We start from the raw sequence: 18,086 nt of genomic DNA, 5'->3' as shown, positions 1-18,086 counted from the left end.
GGCCCGCTCTTCGGACAACAGGGGCGCGGGTGCGCTGAGTTCACGGCCCCGGCCGATTTCCGCGCGGCTGCGGGGAAGCGGGCCCGCCCTTGACCGGGCTACACCGGAGATCTCCTGTTCCGGAAGGGTGATCGAAGATGCTCACCACGCACCTGGGCGTTGCCGCCTGGTCGCTGGCCGCCGTCGCCGTCAGCAACGGTCTGGTCCGGCTGGCACTCGGCCTGATCACCGCGCATGCGGCCCGCAAAGCGCTGGCGCCATCGGCGGCCCCCGAGGCAGCCCACCGTCTCGCGGTGCTGCGCGCCCTCCTCAACGGGTCGAAGCGGTGACCGCGTTGACCACTCCCGGACGGGAAAGCCCCGATGTGCTCCAGCGGGCGTGGCGGCCGTCGATCGGCTCAGGACCGTCCGACGGGGCAACGGCGCGAGCCCGCCCCGGGGAGACGGCCGTCGTGACCGGCGCCTCCGTACAGCCGCGCCTCCGTAGACGGGCGCTTCCGGACATCCGGAACCGTGCGGCGGCCCGGTCGGCGTTGTGGGGGATGCTGGAGCCATGCAGATCACGACCCTCGGCCCGCTCGCCGTCGACGGACGGCCGGTCCGCGGTGAGCGGCTGGCGGCGGTGGTCCGGGAGCTCGTCGACGCCCGCGGCCGGACGGTGTCCACCACCTCGCTCATCGACGCGGTGTGGGACGGCGAGCCGCCGGAAGACGTACTGGGCGCCGTTCAGGCACTGATCTCCCGGGTACGGCGCCTCGGGCTGCCGGTGAACGGCGTGCCGGGCGGCTACCGGATGCCCGCCGAACAGGTCCGGATCGACGCGGTGGAGGCCCGGGGGCTCGTGGAGCGGGCCCGGGCCGCACTGACCGCCGGCGACCCGGCCGCCGCGCGCCAGTGGTCCGACCGCGCCCGCGAACTGTTCCCGGAGGTCCCGGAGCTCATCGGCGGCGCGAGCACCCGGCTGCTGGCGGACATCGCGGCGCTGCGCGCCGAACTGGCCTTCACGGGCGAAGGACCGTTCGACGAGGCCGACCTGCGGAGGCTGGCCGCACACACACCGCCCGACGAGCCGTCGGCCGCCCTGCTCGTACGGGTACTCGCGGTGCAGGGCCGCAACGCCGAGGCGCACGGGATCATCGAGCAGCTGCGTGCCGAGCTCGCCGAGCGGTACGGGACCGATCCGTCACCGGTCGTCGCCGCCGCCCATCTGGCCCTGCTGCGCGGGGAGTTCACCGACCTCGCCCGCACACCCGGGCTCCCGTCCGGCGTCCGGCAGCCGAAGGAAGAACCCCGGCAGGCAGCGCCTCCGCATCCCTCGGCCGCCGCGCTGCCCGCCGCATGGCGCAGACCCGGGACCGCACTCGTCGGCCGGGACACGGACCTGGCGGCGGTGACCTCCGCGCTCGCCGGCGCACCGCTGGTGACGGTCGTCGCGACAGGAGGCGCCGGAAAAACACGCCTGGCCGTCGAGATCGCCCGGCGGGCGGCGGGCGCCGGGCAGCCGGTACGCGTGATCGAGCTCGCCGGTCTGCGCTCGCCCGACGAGGTGCTGCCCGCGGTACTCGCAGCCGTCGCAGGTTCGGACCCCGCTCCCGGACTGCGCGAAACGGGCCCCGAGCGGCGGGCGCTGACCCTTGACGAACGGCTGGTCGCCGCCGCACGGGAGCTTCGCGGGCTGATCGTGCTGGACAACTGCGAACACGTCCTCGACGCCGCGGCAGCCGTCGTCGCCGCCCTGCTCGCGGCGGCGCCGCCGGACTTCGCGGTACTGGCCACCAGCCGGGCACCGCTCAGCCTCGTCGGCGAGGTGGTCCACCCGCTGCCTGCCCTGACCGACACCGACGCCATGGACCTCCTGGCGGCACGCCTGCGGGCCGGCGGCGCCGCGCAGGCCAGGGACGGGGACCGCGCGCTCGAACTGTGCCACCGGCTCGACAATCTGCCCCTGGCACTGGAACTCGCGGCGGCCCGCCTGCGGCACATGCCCATCGGTGACGTAATCGCCGGCCTGACCGACCGGTTCGCGCTGCTCGACGACGCACTGCGCGGGCTGCCCGAACGCCACGCGAGCCTGTGGGCGATGGTCGACTGGAGCCGGGAACTGCTCAGTCCCGGTGACCGTGACCTGCTGCAGCGTCTCGCGGTCGTCCCCGCACCGTTCACCGCGGAGGCCGCCGCCCTCGTCGCCGGTGCGAGCGACGTACGCCGCGGGCTCGCGAGGCTCGTCGAACAGTCCCTGCTGTCGCTGGTCGACGACGACGCGGGCCCGCCGCGCTACCGCATGCTGGAGACGGTGCGCGAGTACGGCGGCGCCCGCCTCGACGCGTCCGGCGGGCGGGAAGCGGCCCTGTCCGGCCTGGTCGCCTGGGCCCGGACGCAGGCCGTCGGACTCGCCGCCGACTTCATCGGGCCACGGCAGCTGGTCGCCATCGCCGGGTGCGCCATGGAGCAGGACAACCTGGTCGCGGCGCTGCGCCGGTCGATCGCACAGTACGAGGAGGCGGCATCGGTCGACATCGCGGCGGCGCTTTTCCATCTGTGGACCGCGCGCGGTCTCGACGCCGAGATCACCGGCTGGGCACAGGAGTTGATGTACGCCGACGATCCGGCGGCCCGGCGGCGGTCCGCGATCCTGCACGGCGACGAGACCGGCCGGCCGCTGCCGGACGCGGACCGGCTCGCCTGGATGTGTCTGCTGCTGGGAGCCAGCAGCAGCGTGACCGGTTCCCACCGGCTGTTCGTGCTCGCCCGCCGCGGACTGCGGACCCTTTTCGCGCAGCGGCCGGGCGAGGTCTCGGCGCGCGCGACCGCGCTCGCCTCGGTGCTGCCCACGCTCGGTTCGGCCGACCTGCAGGCGAGCCTCGGCACCGCCGCCGCGCTGATCGCGCACCCGGACCCGTATGTGCAGGGCTGTGGACTGTTCCTGCGGGCGGCCGTCCGGGAGAACCGCGGCTTGCTCTCGTCGTCGGCCGACGACGCCGAGCAGGCCTACCGCCGGTTCGAGGCGGCGGGCGACCACTGGGGCATGGGCATGACCGCGCAGGCCATCGGGGACTGGGCGGGATCACGCGGCCGGGAGGGCGCGGGGGAGTGGCTGCGCCGTGGCGAACACCATCTCGAACTCGTCGGCGCGGCTCGCGACGCGGGCTCGGTCCGGGTGCTGCTGGACATCCAGCTGGCCCTGGCCGGTGACCAGGACGCCGCGCTGCGGCTGCGCGAGGCGTCCACATCGGGCGAGGTCAAGGAAGTGGGCACCGCGCAGGCTCACCTCGGACTCGCCCAGCTCGCCTGGCAGCAGGAACGCTACGACGCCGCACTCACGCACGCCGAGAGCGCCATGCGCATTGCCGACGAGACCGATCTCCCGGTGCCGCAGGCGCTCACCGTCTTCCGGGTCGCGGTCGCGGTCCTGCGTCTGCGCGTGTCCGTCGCGCTGCTCTCACCCGACGCGCAGCGGCAGGCCGATGCCCGCGCGGTCACCCTGCTCACTCTGGCCCGCGACGAGGCAGTGTCGTCGGACGACATGCCCATGCTCGGCTCCTGGGCACTCGGCGGAGCCGCACTGGCAGCGCACCGGGGCGACGAGGTGCGGGCCCGCGAGCTGTGGGCGGCCGGCATGCGGCTCGGCGCCAACGTCGCCCCGCTCTTCCAGCAGGGGCACTACGGCGAGCGGCTGGCGGCCGCCCTCGGCGACGAGGACGGCCACGAGCCGCTGCCGGGCGTAGCGGGCGAGCGGTCGGGCGAGCGGTCGGTTGCCGCGACGGCCGCCCGGGTCAGGGAGGCCGTCAGCGGTCTGCTCGGCTGAGGACCCTCCCCCGGCCTCAGACCTTCGTGCGGTACGCACGCAGCGCCAGCGGCAGGAACACCGCCACCATCGCGGCACACCACACCAGGGTCCACCACACATGCGAACCGATCGGGGTGCCGAGGAACAGTCCGCGCATCGCGCCGACCAGATGAGTGAGCGGGTTGACGTCGACGAACGCCCTCATCCAGCCGGGCAGCGACGACGGGCGGACGAAGACGCTCGACGCGAAGCTGAGCGGCATGACCAGCAGGAACATGATTCCCTGCACGGCGCCGGGGGTGCGGACCCTCATCCCGACGAAGACCGACATCCAGCTCAGGCAGAGGGCGAACAGCACTGCCAGCAGACAACCTGCGAGCGCGCGCAGCGGATCGGTCTGTATGCGAAAGCCCATGGCGAAGCCGATGGCCAGTGTCGAGACCGTGACGATCACATACCGCACCACGTCGCCCAGAACCGCACCGATCAGCGGGGCCGATCGTGGGATCGGCAACGCCCGGAACCGGTCGAAGATCCCTTTGGTGAGGTCGGTGTTGAGGTTCACCCCGATCGAGATGGCTCCCGTGGCGATGGTCTGCCCGAGGATGCCCGGCAGCAGGAACTGCAGGTAGGAGTGGGTGGATCCGGCGACAGCGCCACCGAAGATGTACACGAAGACCACGAGGAAGACGGCCGGCTGGAGGGTCACGTCGATCAGCGCCTCGGGGGTGCGCCAGGTCTTGATCAGGCTGCGCTTGGTCAACGCGAGGGAGTGCCGTACCAGCCGGAACGGCCGGCGCCGCGGAGGCGCCGCCGGGAGGGGTGCACGCGTCGGCGCGGGTGTGCCGCCCTTCGTGACGATGCTCATGCCGCCACCTCCGTGGTCTCCTCGGCGGCCGTGCGGCCGGTGAGGGTGAAGAACACTTCGTCGAGACTCGGCAGATGCAGGGAGAGCTCGGTGACCGCGATCCCCGCGACCGCGAGCCGCGCGACGGTCCGGGTCATGGCGGCGTCGTCGCTCACCGGCACCGCGAGCACGCCCTTGCGGATCTCGTCCGCCCGCGCACCGGACGACACCTCGGAGAGGATCACACCGGCCTGCTCGAGCTGCGCCGGGTCGGCCGGCCTGACCTCGAGGGTCTGGCCGCCGACCACGCGCTTGAGCCCCTCAGGGCTGTCGTGGGCGATGACCCGGCCATGGTCGATGACCATGACCTCGTCGGCGAGCGCATCCGCCTCCTCGAGGTACTGCGTGGTGAGCAGCACGGTCGACCCCTCGGCGACCAGCGACCTCACCACATCCCACATGTCACCGCGTTTGGCGGGGTCCAGGCCGGTGGTCGGCTCGTCGAGGAAGATCACCTCGGGGCGGCCGACGAGGCTCGCGGCCAGGTCCAGACGCCTCCGCATCCCACCGGAGTACGTTCTGGCCGGCCGGTCGGCGGCGGCCGTGAGGTCGAACCACTCGAGCAGTTCCGCGGCGCGCCACCGGGCGCCGTGCCGGCCCAGCTCCAGCAGGGTGCCGAACAGCACGAGGTTCTGGCGCCCGGTCAGGTCCTCGTCCACCGAGGCGTACTGACCGGTGAGGCCGATGACCTCACGGACCCGCTCGGCGTCACGGACCACGTCCAGACCGCCGATGCGGGCCGTGCCCGCGTCAGGGGCAAGGAGGGTGGACAGGATCCGCACAGCGGTGGTCTTGCCCGCGCCGTTGGGACCGAGCACACCGAGCACTCTGCCCCGGGGGACGGCGAGGTCGACGCCCTGCAGGGCTTTGGTGCCGCCGAAATTCTTGACGAGGCCCTCGGCCTCGATCACCAGGTCTGATGTCATGCCCCCAGCGTGCGTGGACCGCCTGACACCGGCCTGACAGCGACCTGACACGGATACGTTCTCACCGACACCCCGCTGGCAGCCGGCTCTCCCGGTCGGCCCCGATGAGCACATCGGGCTCGTGTCCGTTCCCGGCCGGGAGATCCCGCCGTGGTCTCGTACGCCTGCATGCCATGGCCGTCGAGGACCAGCACGGTGTGCTCCCAGCCGTGGTCGGTTCCGGCCTTTCAGCATGATCGGAGCGCTGGTCCCAGGACATCCGGACATCGGGAGTCCGGGCCGGGGGGAAACCCCCGTCGAAGGGGGCGCAAGAGCGCCTTCGCATTCCCGCCCGCCTCTGCGACCGTTCGCTCCTCCCGCGCACCGGGTGTGCGGAGTGGGGAGGACACGGATGGCGCACCTGTGGTCATGAACAGGGCAGCGGACAAGCCGAACTCCTGGACGATTCTTGGCCACGACCGGCGCACTCGACGCGCAGGGCCGGTTCACCGATGCACAGGCCCGGCGCACTGGAGCACCGGACCACGGGCCTGCGCAGGCTGATGACGGTGCAACAGCGCGTCGACCCGGCACTCCACGCGCTGCGACCGAGCGCCGCCGCCTCGCGGTATTCCCCATCCCGCGTCCGAGGCTGCCGAGGACGCCGGCGTTCCGCACCGTGCTGCCGAGCGATGACGGCCCCTCCGGGGCGACAATCGGACCGGTGACGGCAGACCAGCATCATTGCCCGGCGTCACCCAGCGTGATACACAGAGTAACCATACATATGGGAGCGAACACGAGTCCGCACCGCAGGCCAGGGCGGAACATTCGGACAGACGTGCGGGCACGGGGTAAAGAGAGCCGCCGGGTTACACACGGAGGCAGTTTCATCAGCGAAGATAGGACATGACCCGTGCAGCGGAGCACGGGCATGAACTACCGGATAGGGGCGGTGAGTTATATGAACCTGGCAGCCGACAAGGGCGACATCAGCACCATCATCGGCGGAATCGCCCCCAACTGGGGGCCGTTCGGAAGCCTCGGGAACGAGGCGCGGGTGATGGTCGAGGTGGTGATGGCCGTCGCCATCCTGCTCTGCCTGGGCATCGCGATCTGGGGCGCGGCGAAGCAACGCATCGGAGCCACCGCCCTGCGCGACACCTTCAGCGCCGAGCAGGGCAAGGGGCTGATCGTGGCAGGCCTGACCGGCGTATTCATCATCGGCTCCCTGGGCACCGTCTTCACCATCGTGTACGGGATGGCTGTCTGACCCGGGGCAGCCGCCCCGCCGCCCCCGGGCCTGCCCGGCTCACCCAGAGGTTGCGTTTCCCTGATGTTGAGTCACCACAGCCCGCCCGAGCGGGAACCAGCACAGTTACCGTCGTACTGCACAGCACGACACATGGTTGAGGGGGCGTACGCGGCATGAGTCTCGGTGACGAGCGCGACTACGGCAGCGACGCGGGCCGCTCCGAGGGCATGGGCGGCACGGGCCAGACCCGTACGCGGCTGCCCGAAGGCGGCAGCGGCGATGTCTACGGCGGCGGCAGACGCCCCGTCAGGGCGTCGCGCTCCCTCGTGACGGTCGTGGGCGTCGTGGTCCTGCTCATCGCGGCCATCGCCTTCGCCAACCGGGGCGGCGGCACCCCTGCGGACACCACCGACGCGAAGAAGCCCGGGGCGGACCCCACGGCGGCATCGGGGGTCAAGCCGGTGACCGGGTACGCCTCGGGCATCCCTTCCGGGTTTGCGCACGACGGGCAGGGGGCGCAGAGCGCGGCATCCAACTACGCGGTGGCACTTGGTTCTGACGGCATGTTCAAAGCAGCCAGTCGGCATCAGATCATCGACCGCGTCTATACGCCCGCGGCATCCAGCAAACTTCAGGGCCCAATGGACAGCGCCTACTCGGTCGACTTCCTGAAGAAGCTGGGCCTGGATGCAGCCGGCGATCCTCCGAAGGGCAGCACGTTCGTCTCCCGCACGGTCCCCGTTGGAACCAAGGTGGAGAGCATCAGCACCAATGCCGCCCAGATCTCCGTCTGGTACACGGGTCTGATCGGGATGGCAGGCTCCGGGTCGACGGACCCGGTGCACACCGCCTGGAAGACCTGGACGTTCAGCTTGAACTGGACGGACGGTGACTGGAAGGTCGTCGACGACAGGCAGAAGGACGGTCCTGCTCCGGTCGCCGGTGATGCAGTCGCCGCAGGCTCGGATGAGATCAGTAAGGCTGTCGAGGAGTACGGAGGCTTCACTTATGCCAGGTAGCCCTCACAATCGTGCGTTCTCCCTTGCTGCCGTTTTCGGGACCGTTCAGACAGCGGTAGTGCTGTTCGCCGCACGCGTCTCCGCCGCACCAAGCCCGACGCCCACACCAGGCAAGAGCAGCGATCCATGCGATCTTCTGATCGGCCCGGCCAAGCAGTATTGCAGTGGCAAAAAAGGCAGCCCCAGCACCCCCACCCCCTCCAACGACCCCCTGGACCCCCTCTCCTCCCTCGCCAAGGGCTGCGCCGACGCCGCCGCGTGGATCGTGGGCAAGCTGTCCGACGCCGTGAAGAACACCGCCAACGTCGACTTCACCAACGCCGCGTTCCTCCGTCAGTACGCCGTCGTCTTCGCCGCCTCGACGATCCTCACGCTCGTCATCTGGCTCCTCGCAGTGGCCAAACGCGCCGTGCGCGGGGTACCGCTCACCACGGCGATCTCCGAAGCCATCGGGTTCCTCTGGCTGACGGTCATCGCCTCCGCCTTCACACCGCTGATCCTCTACACACTGGTATCGGCGACCGACGGCGTGACCGACGTGATCTCGACATCCACCGGCGGCCAGAACGACGTCTTCTTCGGCTCCTTCGCCAAGGCGCTCAAGAAGGGCACCGACATCGGCGGCGGGCCGATCATGCTGATCGTGACCTCCCTGGTGTCGATCCTCGCCGCCGGAGTGCTCTGGCTCGAGCTCGTCATACGGGCCGCTCTGCTCTACGCCGGCGCCCTCCTCGGCACCGTGGTGTACGCGGGGCTCGTCGACAAGAACATGTGGGGCCACGTCCGCCGCTGGGCCGGCATCATGATCGCGGTGATCATGGTCAAACCGGTCATCGTCATCGTGCTCGGTCTCGCCGGTGCGCTCTCGTCGGGCAAGGGCCCCGACTCCTTCTCCGCCGTAGTGTCCGGCCTCGCGATCATCCTGCTCGCCATCTTCGCCAGTGGCATGATCTACCGCTTCGTGCCCGGCTTCGGCGACGAGGTCGCCGCATCCCGCACCAATCGCAAGACCGCGACCGACGGCTCCCAGGCCGCCGCACTGATCAGTTCCCCCGCCGCACTGGTGTCGCAAGGCATCAAGACACACAGCAGCCGCGGCGGGGGCGGCAACGACGGCGGTGGAGGCGGCGGAGGCGGCGGGCGCCCGTCCAACCCCATGTCCGGCGGCGTCGCGGCCCACAGCAGCCGCGGCGGTTCGGGCGGAGGCACAGGCGGCAGTGGCGCCGGGCGGGGAGGCGGCGGAAATGCCCCCTCCGCCGCACCCCCACCCCGCAGTAGCAAGCCGAGCAGTTCCGGAACCCACAGCACACGCAACAACGGCACAGGAGGTGGAGGGCGTTGACGACCCAGTCCCCGGTCGCACCCCGCCGCACGTATCTGATCGGCCGGGCCAGGCCATCGGCGATCGTCGGCAAGAACCGTGAGACGGGCGAGATCGCACTGATCATCGCGGGCGCCTTCCTCGGCATGATGTGCGGGCTGCTGGTCCCCGTCCTGCCGCTCCGCATCGTGTCCCTGACCGGGTTCCCGATGCTGGCCCTCGCCGCGGTGTACGTCCCGTACAAGCACCGCACGTTCTACAAATGGTTCGAGATCAACCGCAGTTACAAGCGCTCGCTGCGCCGCGGCACCGCGTACCGCTCGCCCACCATGGAGTCGGGCACGGCGCTCGACGGCCGCGAGGTCGAGGTCGGGCCCCCGCCGGGCATCGGCCGGATCAACTGGCTGGCCGCGCCGTTCGGACCCGACGAGATCGCCGTGCTGCTGCACGCCGACCGGCGTACGGTCACCGCCGCCATCGAGATCGAGGGCCCCGGCGTCGGCCTGCGCGACTCGGAGGACCAGGAAGCCCTGGTGGACCGTTTCGGCACCCTCCTGAAACATGTCGCCAACGGCGACGGCTTCGTGACCCGGCTTCAGATCCTGGCCCGTACCCTGCCGGCCGACCCCGACGCGCACGCCAAGGACGTCGCCCAGCGCGGCGACACCCGCGCGCCCGCCTGGCTCCAGGATTCGTACGACCAGCTCGCATCGATGGTGTCGACGTCCAGCGAGCAGCACCGCGCCTACCTCGTGGCCTGCATGCACTTCACCCGCGAGCTGGCATCCGAGGCGCAGGCCATGGCACGCGCCGCCCGCCCCGCCGCCGGCCGCAAGCTGGACCGCGACGCCGGTCTTGCCGTCGTCATGGCGCGGGAGCTCACCGATATCTGTGCCCGGCTCGCCGAGGCCGACATCCGGGTGCGTCAGCCGCTCGGCCAGAGCAGGCTCTCCTCGCTGGTGCACTCGATGTACGACCCGGACCACCCGATGGACCACATCCAGGCCATGACCAAGCGGAACGCCTGGCCGGCCGAGCTGGACGCCATGGAGCCCACGTATCTCCAGGCCAAGACCCGCGAGTCCTCGACCCGTGCCCCCTGGTGCCACGCCACCGCCTGGGTGAAGGAATGGCCGATGACACCCGTCGGCGTGAACTTCCTCGCGCCGCTGCTCGTCCACACCCCGGACGTGATCCGTACGGTCGCGGTCTGCATGGACCTGGAACCGACCGAGGTCGCCATCGAACGGATGCTCACCGAGAAGACCAACGACGAGGCGGAGGCCTCCCGCGCCGCGAAGATGAACCGGACCGTCGACCCACGCGACGTCGCGTCCCACGGGAGGCTCGACCAGCGGGGTGAAGATCTCGCCAGCGGTGCTGCGGGGGTCAACCTGGTGGGGTACATCACCGTGTCATCGCGCTCGCCCGAAGCGCTCGCCCGTGACAAGCGGACCATCCGCGCCTCGGCGGGCAAGTCGTACCTCAAGCTGGAGTGGTGCGACCGCGAGCACCACCGGGCCTTTGTGAACACACTGCCGTTCGCGACCGGCATCCGCCGATAGGGGCCCTGTGATGCGAGATCCGATGACCGCCGTCACCGAAAGCTTTGGCGCGTTCCTCTTCGGCAAGGTCGAGACGACCCGCCTCCCCGTCCGTACGTCCACGGGCCAGGCCCAGGCGGTCTATCTGCCGACAGCCGCACCCGGCCTCGGCGACTCGGGCGTGATCATCGGCCGCGAGGTGTACTCCGGGAAGGGCTACATCTACGACCCCTTCCAGCTGTACGGCCAGCAGCTTCCGGCCCCGCACTGGCTGGTACTGGGCGAGTCCGGCAACGGCAAGTCCGCGCTGGAGAAGACCTATGTGCTGCGCCAGCTGCGCTTCAAGGACCGCCAGGTGGTGGTACTCGACGCCCAGGGCGAGGACGGCGTGGGGGAATGGAACCTCATCGCGGAGGAACTGGGCATCACCCCCATCCGGCTCGACCCGGTCGCCGCGCTGGACGACGGCATCCGGCTCAACCCACTGGATCCGGCCATCACCACCACGGGCCAGCTGGCCCTGCTCCGCACGATCATCGAAGTGGCGATGGGCCACGGGCTGGACGAACGCTCCGGCTTCGCGCTGAAGGTGGCGCACGCCTACGTCAACGAGACCGTCGTGGAGCGCCAACCGGTGCTCACCGACATCGTCGAGCAGCTCCGCCACCCCGAACCCGAGTCCGCGGAAGCCATGAACGTCGGCATAGACGACGTGCGGGCCTGGGGCCTGGATGTCGCCCTGGTGATCGACCGGCTGGTCGACGGTGACCTCCGCGGCATGTTCGACGGCCCGACAACGGTCGGCATCGACCTGGACGCACCGTTGATCGTCTTCGACCTCTCGCACATCGACCGCAACTCCATCGCCATGCCGATCCTGATGGCGATCGTCGGTGTCTGGCTGGAACACACCTGGATCCGGCCCGACCGCAAGAAGCGCATCTTCCTGGTGGAAGAGGCCTGGCACATCATCAACAGCCCGTTCGTGGCGCAGCTCTTCCAGCGTCTGCTGAAGTTCGGCCGGCGGCTCGGGCTCTCGTTCGTGGCGGTGGTCCACCATCTCTCGGACGTCGTGGACGGAGCGGCGGCCCGGGAGGCCGCGGCCATCCTGAAGATGGCGTCGACCAGGACCATCTACGCCCAGAAGGCGGATGAGGCGAGAGCGACAGGCCGGGTGCTGGGCCTGCCCCGCTGGGCGGTGGAGATCATCCCCACCCTGACACCGGGTATCGCCGTATGGGACGTCAACGGGAACGTACAGGTCGTCAAACACCTGATCACCGCGGCGGAACGGCCCCTGGTCTTCACCGACCGTGCGATGACGGAGTCCTCCACCCCCGACGCCGACGACGCACTGACCGCACAGCTGGAGACGGAGGCGGAGGAACGAGCGGCCAGGATCGAGCGGCAGCTGAACGAGTCCTCAGAGTCGACGGTGGCCTGACATGGTCCAGGCCCGGCCTCACGAGCCCTACCCGCCCCGAACCCCGTCCGCTTCGCCGTCCGGGCCCGGCTCCCGCGGGATTCCGGACGGCCTGCTGATCGCCCTGATGGTCTTTCTGCTCGGACTGACCGTCCTGGTCTGGGTGGCGACCGGGCTGGCCGGGCTGTTCGCCCATGGTTCCTGGCCGGACGGAGTGACCGTCTCGCACACCCCGGCGGCCATCCGCCAACTGGTCGCCGCACCCAAGGTGCTGCCCGCGGCCTGGCCGGACACCCCGCCCGCGCAGCTCTCGGGCTACGGACTGTTCTGGGGCCTGCTGATCGGCGAGCTGATGGCGCTGCTGGTCCTGACCGTGTTCGTACTGGGCACGGTGACCCGGTGGCGGACGATGCGCGCGGCCGGCCGGGCCTCCGCGGCAGCCGCCCCGGGGCCCGGCACGACGACGGCCGCGCAGGCATCCGGGACCACCGCCGCCACCGCGGTCGAGCAGACGCCCCGGCACACACCCGCCCCGGTGGGCGAGCAGCCGCCGCACCCAGCAGCCCGACCGCCCGAGAGGACGGCCGAAGCAGCCGCCCCACCGGGGGTCGTGCAGCAGGGCGGCACCCCGGCAGCGGAGGTGGAGCCGCCGGTCACCACCCCGATGCCGGCCATTGGCTCAGCAACGCCGGTGACCGCATCACAGGCCGGCAGCAACGGCATCGGAGGCGCGGACCACGGCAGCCTTCCGGACCCGGCTCCCGCCACCCCTGGTGCCGGGCAGCCCGGCACCACCACCGGCGTCGGCCCCCGCATCGTCTACGGCCCTGCCGAAACCCGCCGTCCAGCCGCCTTGCAGGCCGTACGTGATGCGGCAGGTCCGGCCCTGGTCGTCACGTCCCTGCCCGCGATCTGGGCGGAGACCAAGGACGCCCGGGCGAAGCTGGGCCCCGTGCTGGTCTACGACCCCGGCCACCTCTGCGACACCCCGGCCCGCCTCCACTGGTCGCCCACCGCCGGCTGCGAAAGCGCCGATATCGCCGCCGCCAGGGCGACGGCCCTGCTCGCCCCGGTACGGCCGCAGGCCCGTATCGACGCGGCCATGGCCGACACCGCCCACACCCTGCTCAGCAGCTGGCTGCACGCCGCGGCGATCGACGGCCGTCCGTTCAAGCAGGTGCACCGCTGGGCACAGGGTTCCGGCCCGGCCCATGAGCCGGTACGCATCCTGCGCACGCACCCCAAGGCATCGGGCGGCGCGGCAGGACTGCTCGAATCGGCGCTCACCGCCTATCCCGAACGCCGGGAGATCGCCCAGGAACTGACGACCCGATCGCTCTCCGCGCTCTCATCGATCCATATCCGTGAGGCCTGCACACCCAACCGAAGCGACACCCTCATCCTGGAATCTTTCGTGCACGAGGGGGGCACCCTCTATGTGGTGGGTGAAGCAATCGAGGACCCCCGCACGCGCCCCGGCGCGATGCCGTTGCTCACCGCACTCGTTTCAAGCGTGGTCGAGCACGGCCGCCGCCTGGCCGCACGGTCAACCGACGGTCGGCTCGACCCACCAATGACCTTGGTCCTCGAGGACATCGCTGCTGTGGCACCGCTGCCGCAGCTTCCGGAGCTGCTGTCGGCCGGCCGGGACCACGGCCTCACACCCCTGGTGCTGCTCCGTTCCCCGGAGCAGCAGAGATCCCGCTGGCCCGAGACCCTGCCCCGCTGAGAAATTCCGGCATCACCGGACTTCAGGCCTCGCGTGTGATCACCATCTCCAGCTCCCGGTGCCCCGCATCACCAGGCGAGGCCACCGAGTGACCTGTGGGCACAAAGCCGGCCTTCCGGTAGAAGGCGGCGGCTCGTCCGTTGGCGTCGTGGACATACAGCCGGACCCGCTCGAGCTTCGGCTCCCGCAACGACCAGGCCCACTCCAGAGCGCCGTTGAAGAGCTCCCGGGTGAGTCCGGTCCCCCGGAACTCGGGACGCACGAAGACCCCCACCAGGTGACCCTGACTGACGGGTACCTCGTCGTCGAAGAAACTGATGCTGCCGGCACGCTCGGTCAGCAGCACCACAGTGCCGGCCCACTCACCGTCCGGGCCCTCCGCGATGAACTGCCGCGCCGTACCGCCGTGCGATGCGCCCCTGGCCCGGTCCTGCCAGAAGGAGTCCGGGCGGGCGAGTGCCTCTTCGTGCGTCTCGAGGAAGGCGATGTTCGCCACCGGATCCAGTAGCGCCGCCAGGCGCAGACCCTTGATCTTGAGCCACTCTTCGGCCCGCACCGGGCGTATGACGTGTTCCATGGACGGATCCTGCCAGAGGCGGCACCGGAGCGCACACGGTTAAGCGCCGGAACCTCAAGGCTCCGGAACGCAGAAAAGCCCCGCACCATAAGGTGCGGGGCTTCCCCACAATGATTGTTCGGCGGCGTCCTACTCTCCCACAGGGTCCCCCCTGCAGTACCATCGGCGCTGAAAGGCTTAGCTTCCGGGTTCGGAATGTAACCGGGCGTTTCCCTAACGCAATGACCACCGAAACACTATGAAATTAACGAAACCGGATATGGACACGGCTGTTCGTTATTTCAGAACTAACACAGTGGACGCGAGCAACTGAGGACAAGCCCTCGGCCTATTAGTACCAGTCAGCTCCACCCGTTACCGGGCTTCCACATCTGGCCTATCAACCCAGTCGTCTACTGGGAGCCTTAACCTCTCAAGGAGGTGGGAATACTCATCTCGAAGCAGGCTTCCCGCTTAGATGCTTTCAGCGGTTATCCTTTCCGAACGTAGCCAACCAGCCATGCCCTTGGCAGGACAACTGGCACACCAGAGGTTCGTCCGTCCCGGTCCTCTCGTACTAGGGACAGCCCTTCTCAATATTCCTACGCGCACAGAGGATAGGGACCGAACTGTCTCACGACGTTCTAAACCCAGCTCGCGTACCGCTTTAATGGGCGAACAGCCCAACCCTTGGGACCGACTCCAGCCCCAGGATGCGACGAGCCGACATCGAGGTGCCAAACCATCCCGTCGATATGGACTCTTGGGGAAGATCAGCCTGTTATCCCCGGGGTACCTTTTATCCGTTGAGCGACGGCGCTTCCACAAGCCACCGCCGGATCACTAGTCCCGACTTTCGTCCCTGCTCGACCCGTCGGTCTCACAGTCAAGCTCCCTTGTGCACTTACACTCAACACCTGATTGCCAACCAGGCTGAGGGAACCTTTGGGCGCCTCCGTTACTCTTTAGGAGGCAACCGCCCCAGTTAAACTACCCATCAGACACTGTCCCTGATCCGGATCACGGACCGAGGTTAGACATCCAGCACGACCAGAGTGGTATTTCAACGGCGACTCCACAACCACTGGCGTGGCCGCTTCAAAGTCTCCCACCTATCCTACACAAGCCGAACCGAACACCAATATCAAACTGTAGTAAAGGTCCCGGGGTCTTTCCGTCCTTCTGCGCGAAACGAGCATCTTTACTCGTAGTGCAATTTCACCGGGCCTATGGTTGAGACAGTCGAGAAGTCGTTACGCCATTCGTGCAGGTCGGAACTTACCCGACAAGGAATTTCGCTACCTTAGGATGGTTATAGTTACCACCGCCGTTTACTGGCGCTTAAGTTCTCAGCTTCGCACGCCCGAAAACGCACTAACCGGTCCCCTTAACGTTCCAGCACCGGGCAGGCGTCAGTCCGTATACATCGCCTTACGGCTTCGCACGGACCTGTGTTTTTAGTAAACAGTCGCTTCTCGCTGGTCTCTGCGGCCACCCCCAGCTCATGGAGTAAATCCAATCACCAGTGATGGCCCCCTTCTCCCGAAGTTACGGGGGCATTTTGCCGAGTTCCTTAACCATAGTTCACCCGAACGCCTCGGTATTCTCTACCTGACCACCTGAGTCGGTTTAGGGTACGGGCCGCCATGAAACTCGCTAGAGGCTTTTCTCGACAGCATAGGATCATCCACTTCACCACAATCGGCTCGGCATCAGGTCTCAGCCTTAATGTGTGACGGATTTGCCTATCACACGGCCTACACCCTTACCCCGGGACAACCACCGCCCGGGCTGGACTACCTTCCTGCGTCACCCCATCGCTTACCTACTACCACCTTGGTTCAGCGGCTCCACCACTCCCCTCAACTCCGAAGAGATCAGGGCGGCTTCACGGCCTTAGCATTAATGGGCTCAGTATTGGGCGTTTCAAAGCGGGTACCGGAATATCAACCGGTTGTCCATCGACTACGCCTGTCGGCCTCGCCTTAGGTCCCGACTTACCCTGGGCAGATCAGCTTGACCCAGGAACCCTTAGTCAATCGGCGCACACGTTTCTCACGTGTGTATCGCTACTCATGCCTGCATTCTCACTCGTGAACCGTCCACCACTGCCTTCCGGCGCGGCTTCACCCGGCACACGACGCTCCCCTACCCATCCATACAGGCGTTGGCCCTATGTGTATGAATGACACGACTTCGGCGGTACGCTTGAGCCCCGCTACATTGTCGGCGCGGAATCACTTGACCAGTGAGCTATTACGCACTCTTTCAAGGGTGGCTGCTTCTAAGCCAACCTCCTGGTTGTCTCTGCGACTCCACATCCTTTCCCACTTAGCGTACGCTTAGGGGCCTTAGTCGATGCTCTGGGCTGTTTCCCTCTCGACCATGGAGCTTATCCCCCACAGTCTCACTGCCGTGCTCTCACTTACCGGCATTCGGAGTTTGGCTAAGGTCAGTAACCCGGTAGGGCCCATCGCCTATCCAGTGCTCTACCTCCGGCAAGAAACACACGACGCTGCACCTAAATGCATTTCGGGGAGAACCAGCTATCACGGAGTTTGATTGGCCTTTCACCCCTAACCACAGGTCATCCCCCAGGTTTTCAACCCTGGTGGGTTCGGTCCTCCACGACCTCTTACAGCCGCTTCAACCTGCCCATGGCTAGATCACTCCGCTTCGGGTCTAGAGCGTGCAACTCAAACGCCCTATTAGGACTCGCTTTCGCTACGGCTTCCCCACACGGGTTAACCTCGCTACACACCGCTAACTCGCAGGCTCATTCTTCAAAAGGCACGCAGTCACGACGCACCGAGTAAACTCGATGCGCGACGCTCCCACGGCTTGTAGGCACACGGTTTCAGGTACTATTTCACTCCGCTCCCGCGGTACTTTTCACCATTCCCTCACGGTACTATCCGCTATCGGTCACCAGGGAATATTTAGGCTTAGCGGGTGGTCCCGCCAGATTCACACGGGATTTCTCGGGCCCCGTGCTACTTGGGAGTCACACAAGCAAGCCGTTGATGTTTCAGCTACGGGGGTCTTACCCTCTACGCCGGACCTTTCGCATGTCCTTCGCCTACACCAACGGTTTCTGACTTGCCCAACAGCCGGCAGACTGTTGAAGTGCAATCCCACAACCCCGCATGCGCAACCCCTGCCGGGTATCACACACATACGGTTTGGCCTCATCCGGTTTCGCTCGCCACTACTCCCGGAATCACGGTTGTTTTCTCTTCCTGAGGGTACTGAGATGTTTCACTTCCCCTCGTTCCCTCCACACTGCCTATGTGTTCAGCAGCGGGTGACAGCCCATGACGACTGCCGGGTTTCCCCATTCGGAAACCCCCGGATCAAAGCCTGGTTGACGGCTCCCCGGGGACTATCGTGGCCTCCCACGTCCTTCATCGGTTCCTGGTGCCAAGGCATCCACCGTGCGCCCTTAAAAACTTGGCCACAGATGCTCGCGTCCACTGTGCAGTTCTCAAACAACGACCAGCCACCCATCACCCCACCCATACAGGCGAGTTCACTGGGGCCGGCAACCGAAGACACAGGCATAGCCCGTACCTTCAGATACCCAACAGCGTGCCCGACACGGTCGATCCAGATCCTGTATTCCACGCCGAAGCAGTACTAAC

The 18,086-nt window shown here is 68.0% G+C and carries 11 protein-coding genes and 2 rRNA genes; 8 read left to right on the top strand and 5 right to left on the bottom strand.

Annotated features, from left to right (window positions below; all coding sequences use genetic code 11):
- Positions 1-137: 137 nt before the first annotated feature.
- Both OHS16_RS16650 and OHS16_RS16645 read left to right on the top strand, forming a co-directional pair.
- Positions 138-329 carry a hypothetical protein gene (locus OHS16_RS16650; protein ID WP_328537985.1) on the top strand — a complete coding sequence of 64 codons (192 nt, stop codon included), beginning with the start codon at positions 138-140 and terminating at the stop codon, positions 327-329.
- A 223-nt stretch (positions 330-552) separates the two neighbouring features.
- Positions 553-3,804, top strand: coding sequence for a BTAD domain-containing putative transcriptional regulator (locus tag OHS16_RS16645; RefSeq protein WP_328537984.1), 3,252 nt, complete (start codon positions 553-555; stop codon positions 3,802-3,804).
- A gap of 16 nt (positions 3,805-3,820) precedes the next feature.
- On the opposite strand, the gene OHS16_RS16640 is transcribed toward OHS16_RS16645, so the two are convergent.
- Both OHS16_RS16640 and OHS16_RS16635 read right to left on the bottom strand, forming a co-directional pair.
- On the bottom strand, positions 3,821-4,654 hold the full coding sequence (locus tag OHS16_RS16640) for an ABC transporter permease (RefSeq protein WP_328537983.1): 834 nt from the start codon (positions 4,652-4,654) through the stop codon (positions 3,821-3,823).
- On the bottom strand, positions 4,651-5,619 hold the full coding sequence (locus OHS16_RS16635) for an ATP-binding cassette domain-containing protein (protein WP_328537982.1): 969 nt from the start codon (positions 5,617-5,619) through the stop codon (positions 4,651-4,653). Before OHS16_RS16635 ends, OHS16_RS16640 begins: the two co-directional genes overlap by 4 nt.
- Before the next feature lie 943 nt (positions 5,620-6,562).
- Between OHS16_RS16635 and OHS16_RS16630 the strand changes: the two genes are divergently transcribed.
- From OHS16_RS16630 to OHS16_RS16605, 6 genes are all read left to right on the top strand, one after another.
- Positions 6,563-6,871, top strand: coding sequence for a hypothetical protein (locus tag OHS16_RS16630; protein ID WP_328540873.1), 309 nt, complete (start codon positions 6,563-6,565; stop codon positions 6,869-6,871).
- 155 nt (positions 6,872-7,026) lie between these two features.
- Positions 7,027-7,872, top strand: a complete 846-nt coding sequence (locus tag OHS16_RS16625) for a hypothetical protein (protein ID WP_328537981.1) — start codon at positions 7,027-7,029, stop codon at positions 7,870-7,872.
- Entirely contained in the window at positions 7,862-9,214 is a 1,353-nt protein-coding gene (locus OHS16_RS16620) for a hypothetical protein (protein ID WP_328537980.1), read from the top strand. The genes OHS16_RS16625 and OHS16_RS16620 overlap by 11 nt, the downstream gene beginning before the upstream one ends.
- Entirely contained in the window at positions 9,211-10,758 is a 1,548-nt protein-coding gene (locus OHS16_RS16615) for an SCO6880 family protein (protein WP_328537979.1), read from the top strand. Before OHS16_RS16620 ends, OHS16_RS16615 begins: the two co-directional genes overlap by 4 nt.
- 10 nt (positions 10,759-10,768) lie before the next feature.
- Positions 10,769-12,181 (top strand): ATP-binding protein, encoded by a 1,413-nt coding sequence (locus OHS16_RS16610; RefSeq protein ID WP_328537978.1) that lies wholly within the window; start codon positions 10,769-10,771, stop codon positions 12,179-12,181.
- Between the two features lies 1 nt (position 12,182).
- Positions 12,183-13,889, top strand: a complete 1,707-nt coding sequence (locus OHS16_RS16605; protein ID WP_443042631.1) for a type VI secretion protein — start codon at positions 12,183-12,185, stop codon at positions 13,887-13,889.
- A gap of 22 nt (positions 13,890-13,911) precedes the next feature.
- On the opposite strand, the gene OHS16_RS16600 is transcribed toward OHS16_RS16605, so the two are convergent.
- The 3 genes from OHS16_RS16600 to OHS16_RS16590 all read right to left on the bottom strand — a co-directional run bounded on the left by OHS16_RS16600 (position 13,912) and on the right by OHS16_RS16590 (position 17,901).
- On the bottom strand, positions 13,912-14,466 hold the full coding sequence (locus tag OHS16_RS16600) for a GNAT family N-acetyltransferase (protein ID WP_328537977.1): 555 nt from the start codon (positions 14,464-14,466) through the stop codon (positions 13,912-13,914).
- 116 nt (positions 14,467-14,582) lie between these two features.
- Positions 14,583-14,699, bottom strand: a 5S ribosomal RNA gene (gene rrf, locus OHS16_RS16595).
- 78 nt (positions 14,700-14,777) lie between these two features.
- Positions 14,778-17,901, bottom strand: a 23S ribosomal RNA gene (locus tag OHS16_RS16590).
- Between the last annotated feature and the right edge of the window lie 185 nt (positions 17,902-18,086).

Origin of the sequence: Streptomyces sp. NBC_00344 (assembly GCF_036088315.1) — a bacterium.
GTDB lineage: Bacteria > Actinomycetota > Actinomycetes > Streptomycetales > Streptomycetaceae > Streptomyces.
The sequence above is the reverse complement of the archived record's forward strand: the minus strand, read 5'-3'. Positions and strand labels throughout refer to the sequence as shown.

Bases quoted from the DNA above. Each gene is read 5' to 3' on its own strand.
- OHS16_RS16650 (WP_328537985.1), top strand. From the start codon at position 138: ATGCTCACCACGCACCTGGGCGTTGCCGCCTGGTCGCTGGCCGCCGTC.
- OHS16_RS16645 (WP_328537984.1), top strand. From the start codon at position 553: ATGCAGATCACGACCCTCGGCCCGCTCGCCGTCGACGGACGGCCGGTC.
- OHS16_RS16640 (WP_328537983.1), bottom strand. From the start codon at position 4,654: ATGAGCATCGTCACGAAGGGCGGCACACCCGCGCCGACGCGTGCACCC.
- OHS16_RS16635 (WP_328537982.1), bottom strand. From the start codon at position 5,619: ATGACATCAGACCTGGTGATCGAGGCCGAGGGCCTCGTCAAGAATTTC.
- OHS16_RS16630 (WP_328540873.1), top strand. From the start codon at position 6,563: ATGAACCTGGCAGCCGACAAGGGCGACATCAGCACCATCATCGGCGGA.
- OHS16_RS16625 (WP_328537981.1), top strand. From the start codon at position 7,027: ATGAGTCTCGGTGACGAGCGCGACTACGGCAGCGACGCGGGCCGCTCC.
- OHS16_RS16620 (WP_328537980.1), top strand. From the start codon at position 7,862: ATGCCAGGTAGCCCTCACAATCGTGCGTTCTCCCTTGCTGCCGTTTTC.
- OHS16_RS16610 (WP_328537978.1), top strand. From the start codon at position 10,769: ATGCGAGATCCGATGACCGCCGTCACCGAAAGCTTTGGCGCGTTCCTC.
- OHS16_RS16605 (WP_443042631.1), top strand. From the start codon at position 12,183: ATGGTCCAGGCCCGGCCTCACGAGCCCTACCCGCCCCGAACCCCGTCC.
- OHS16_RS16600 (WP_328537977.1), bottom strand. From the start codon at position 14,466: ATGGAACACGTCATACGCCCGGTGCGGGCCGAAGAGTGGCTCAAGATC.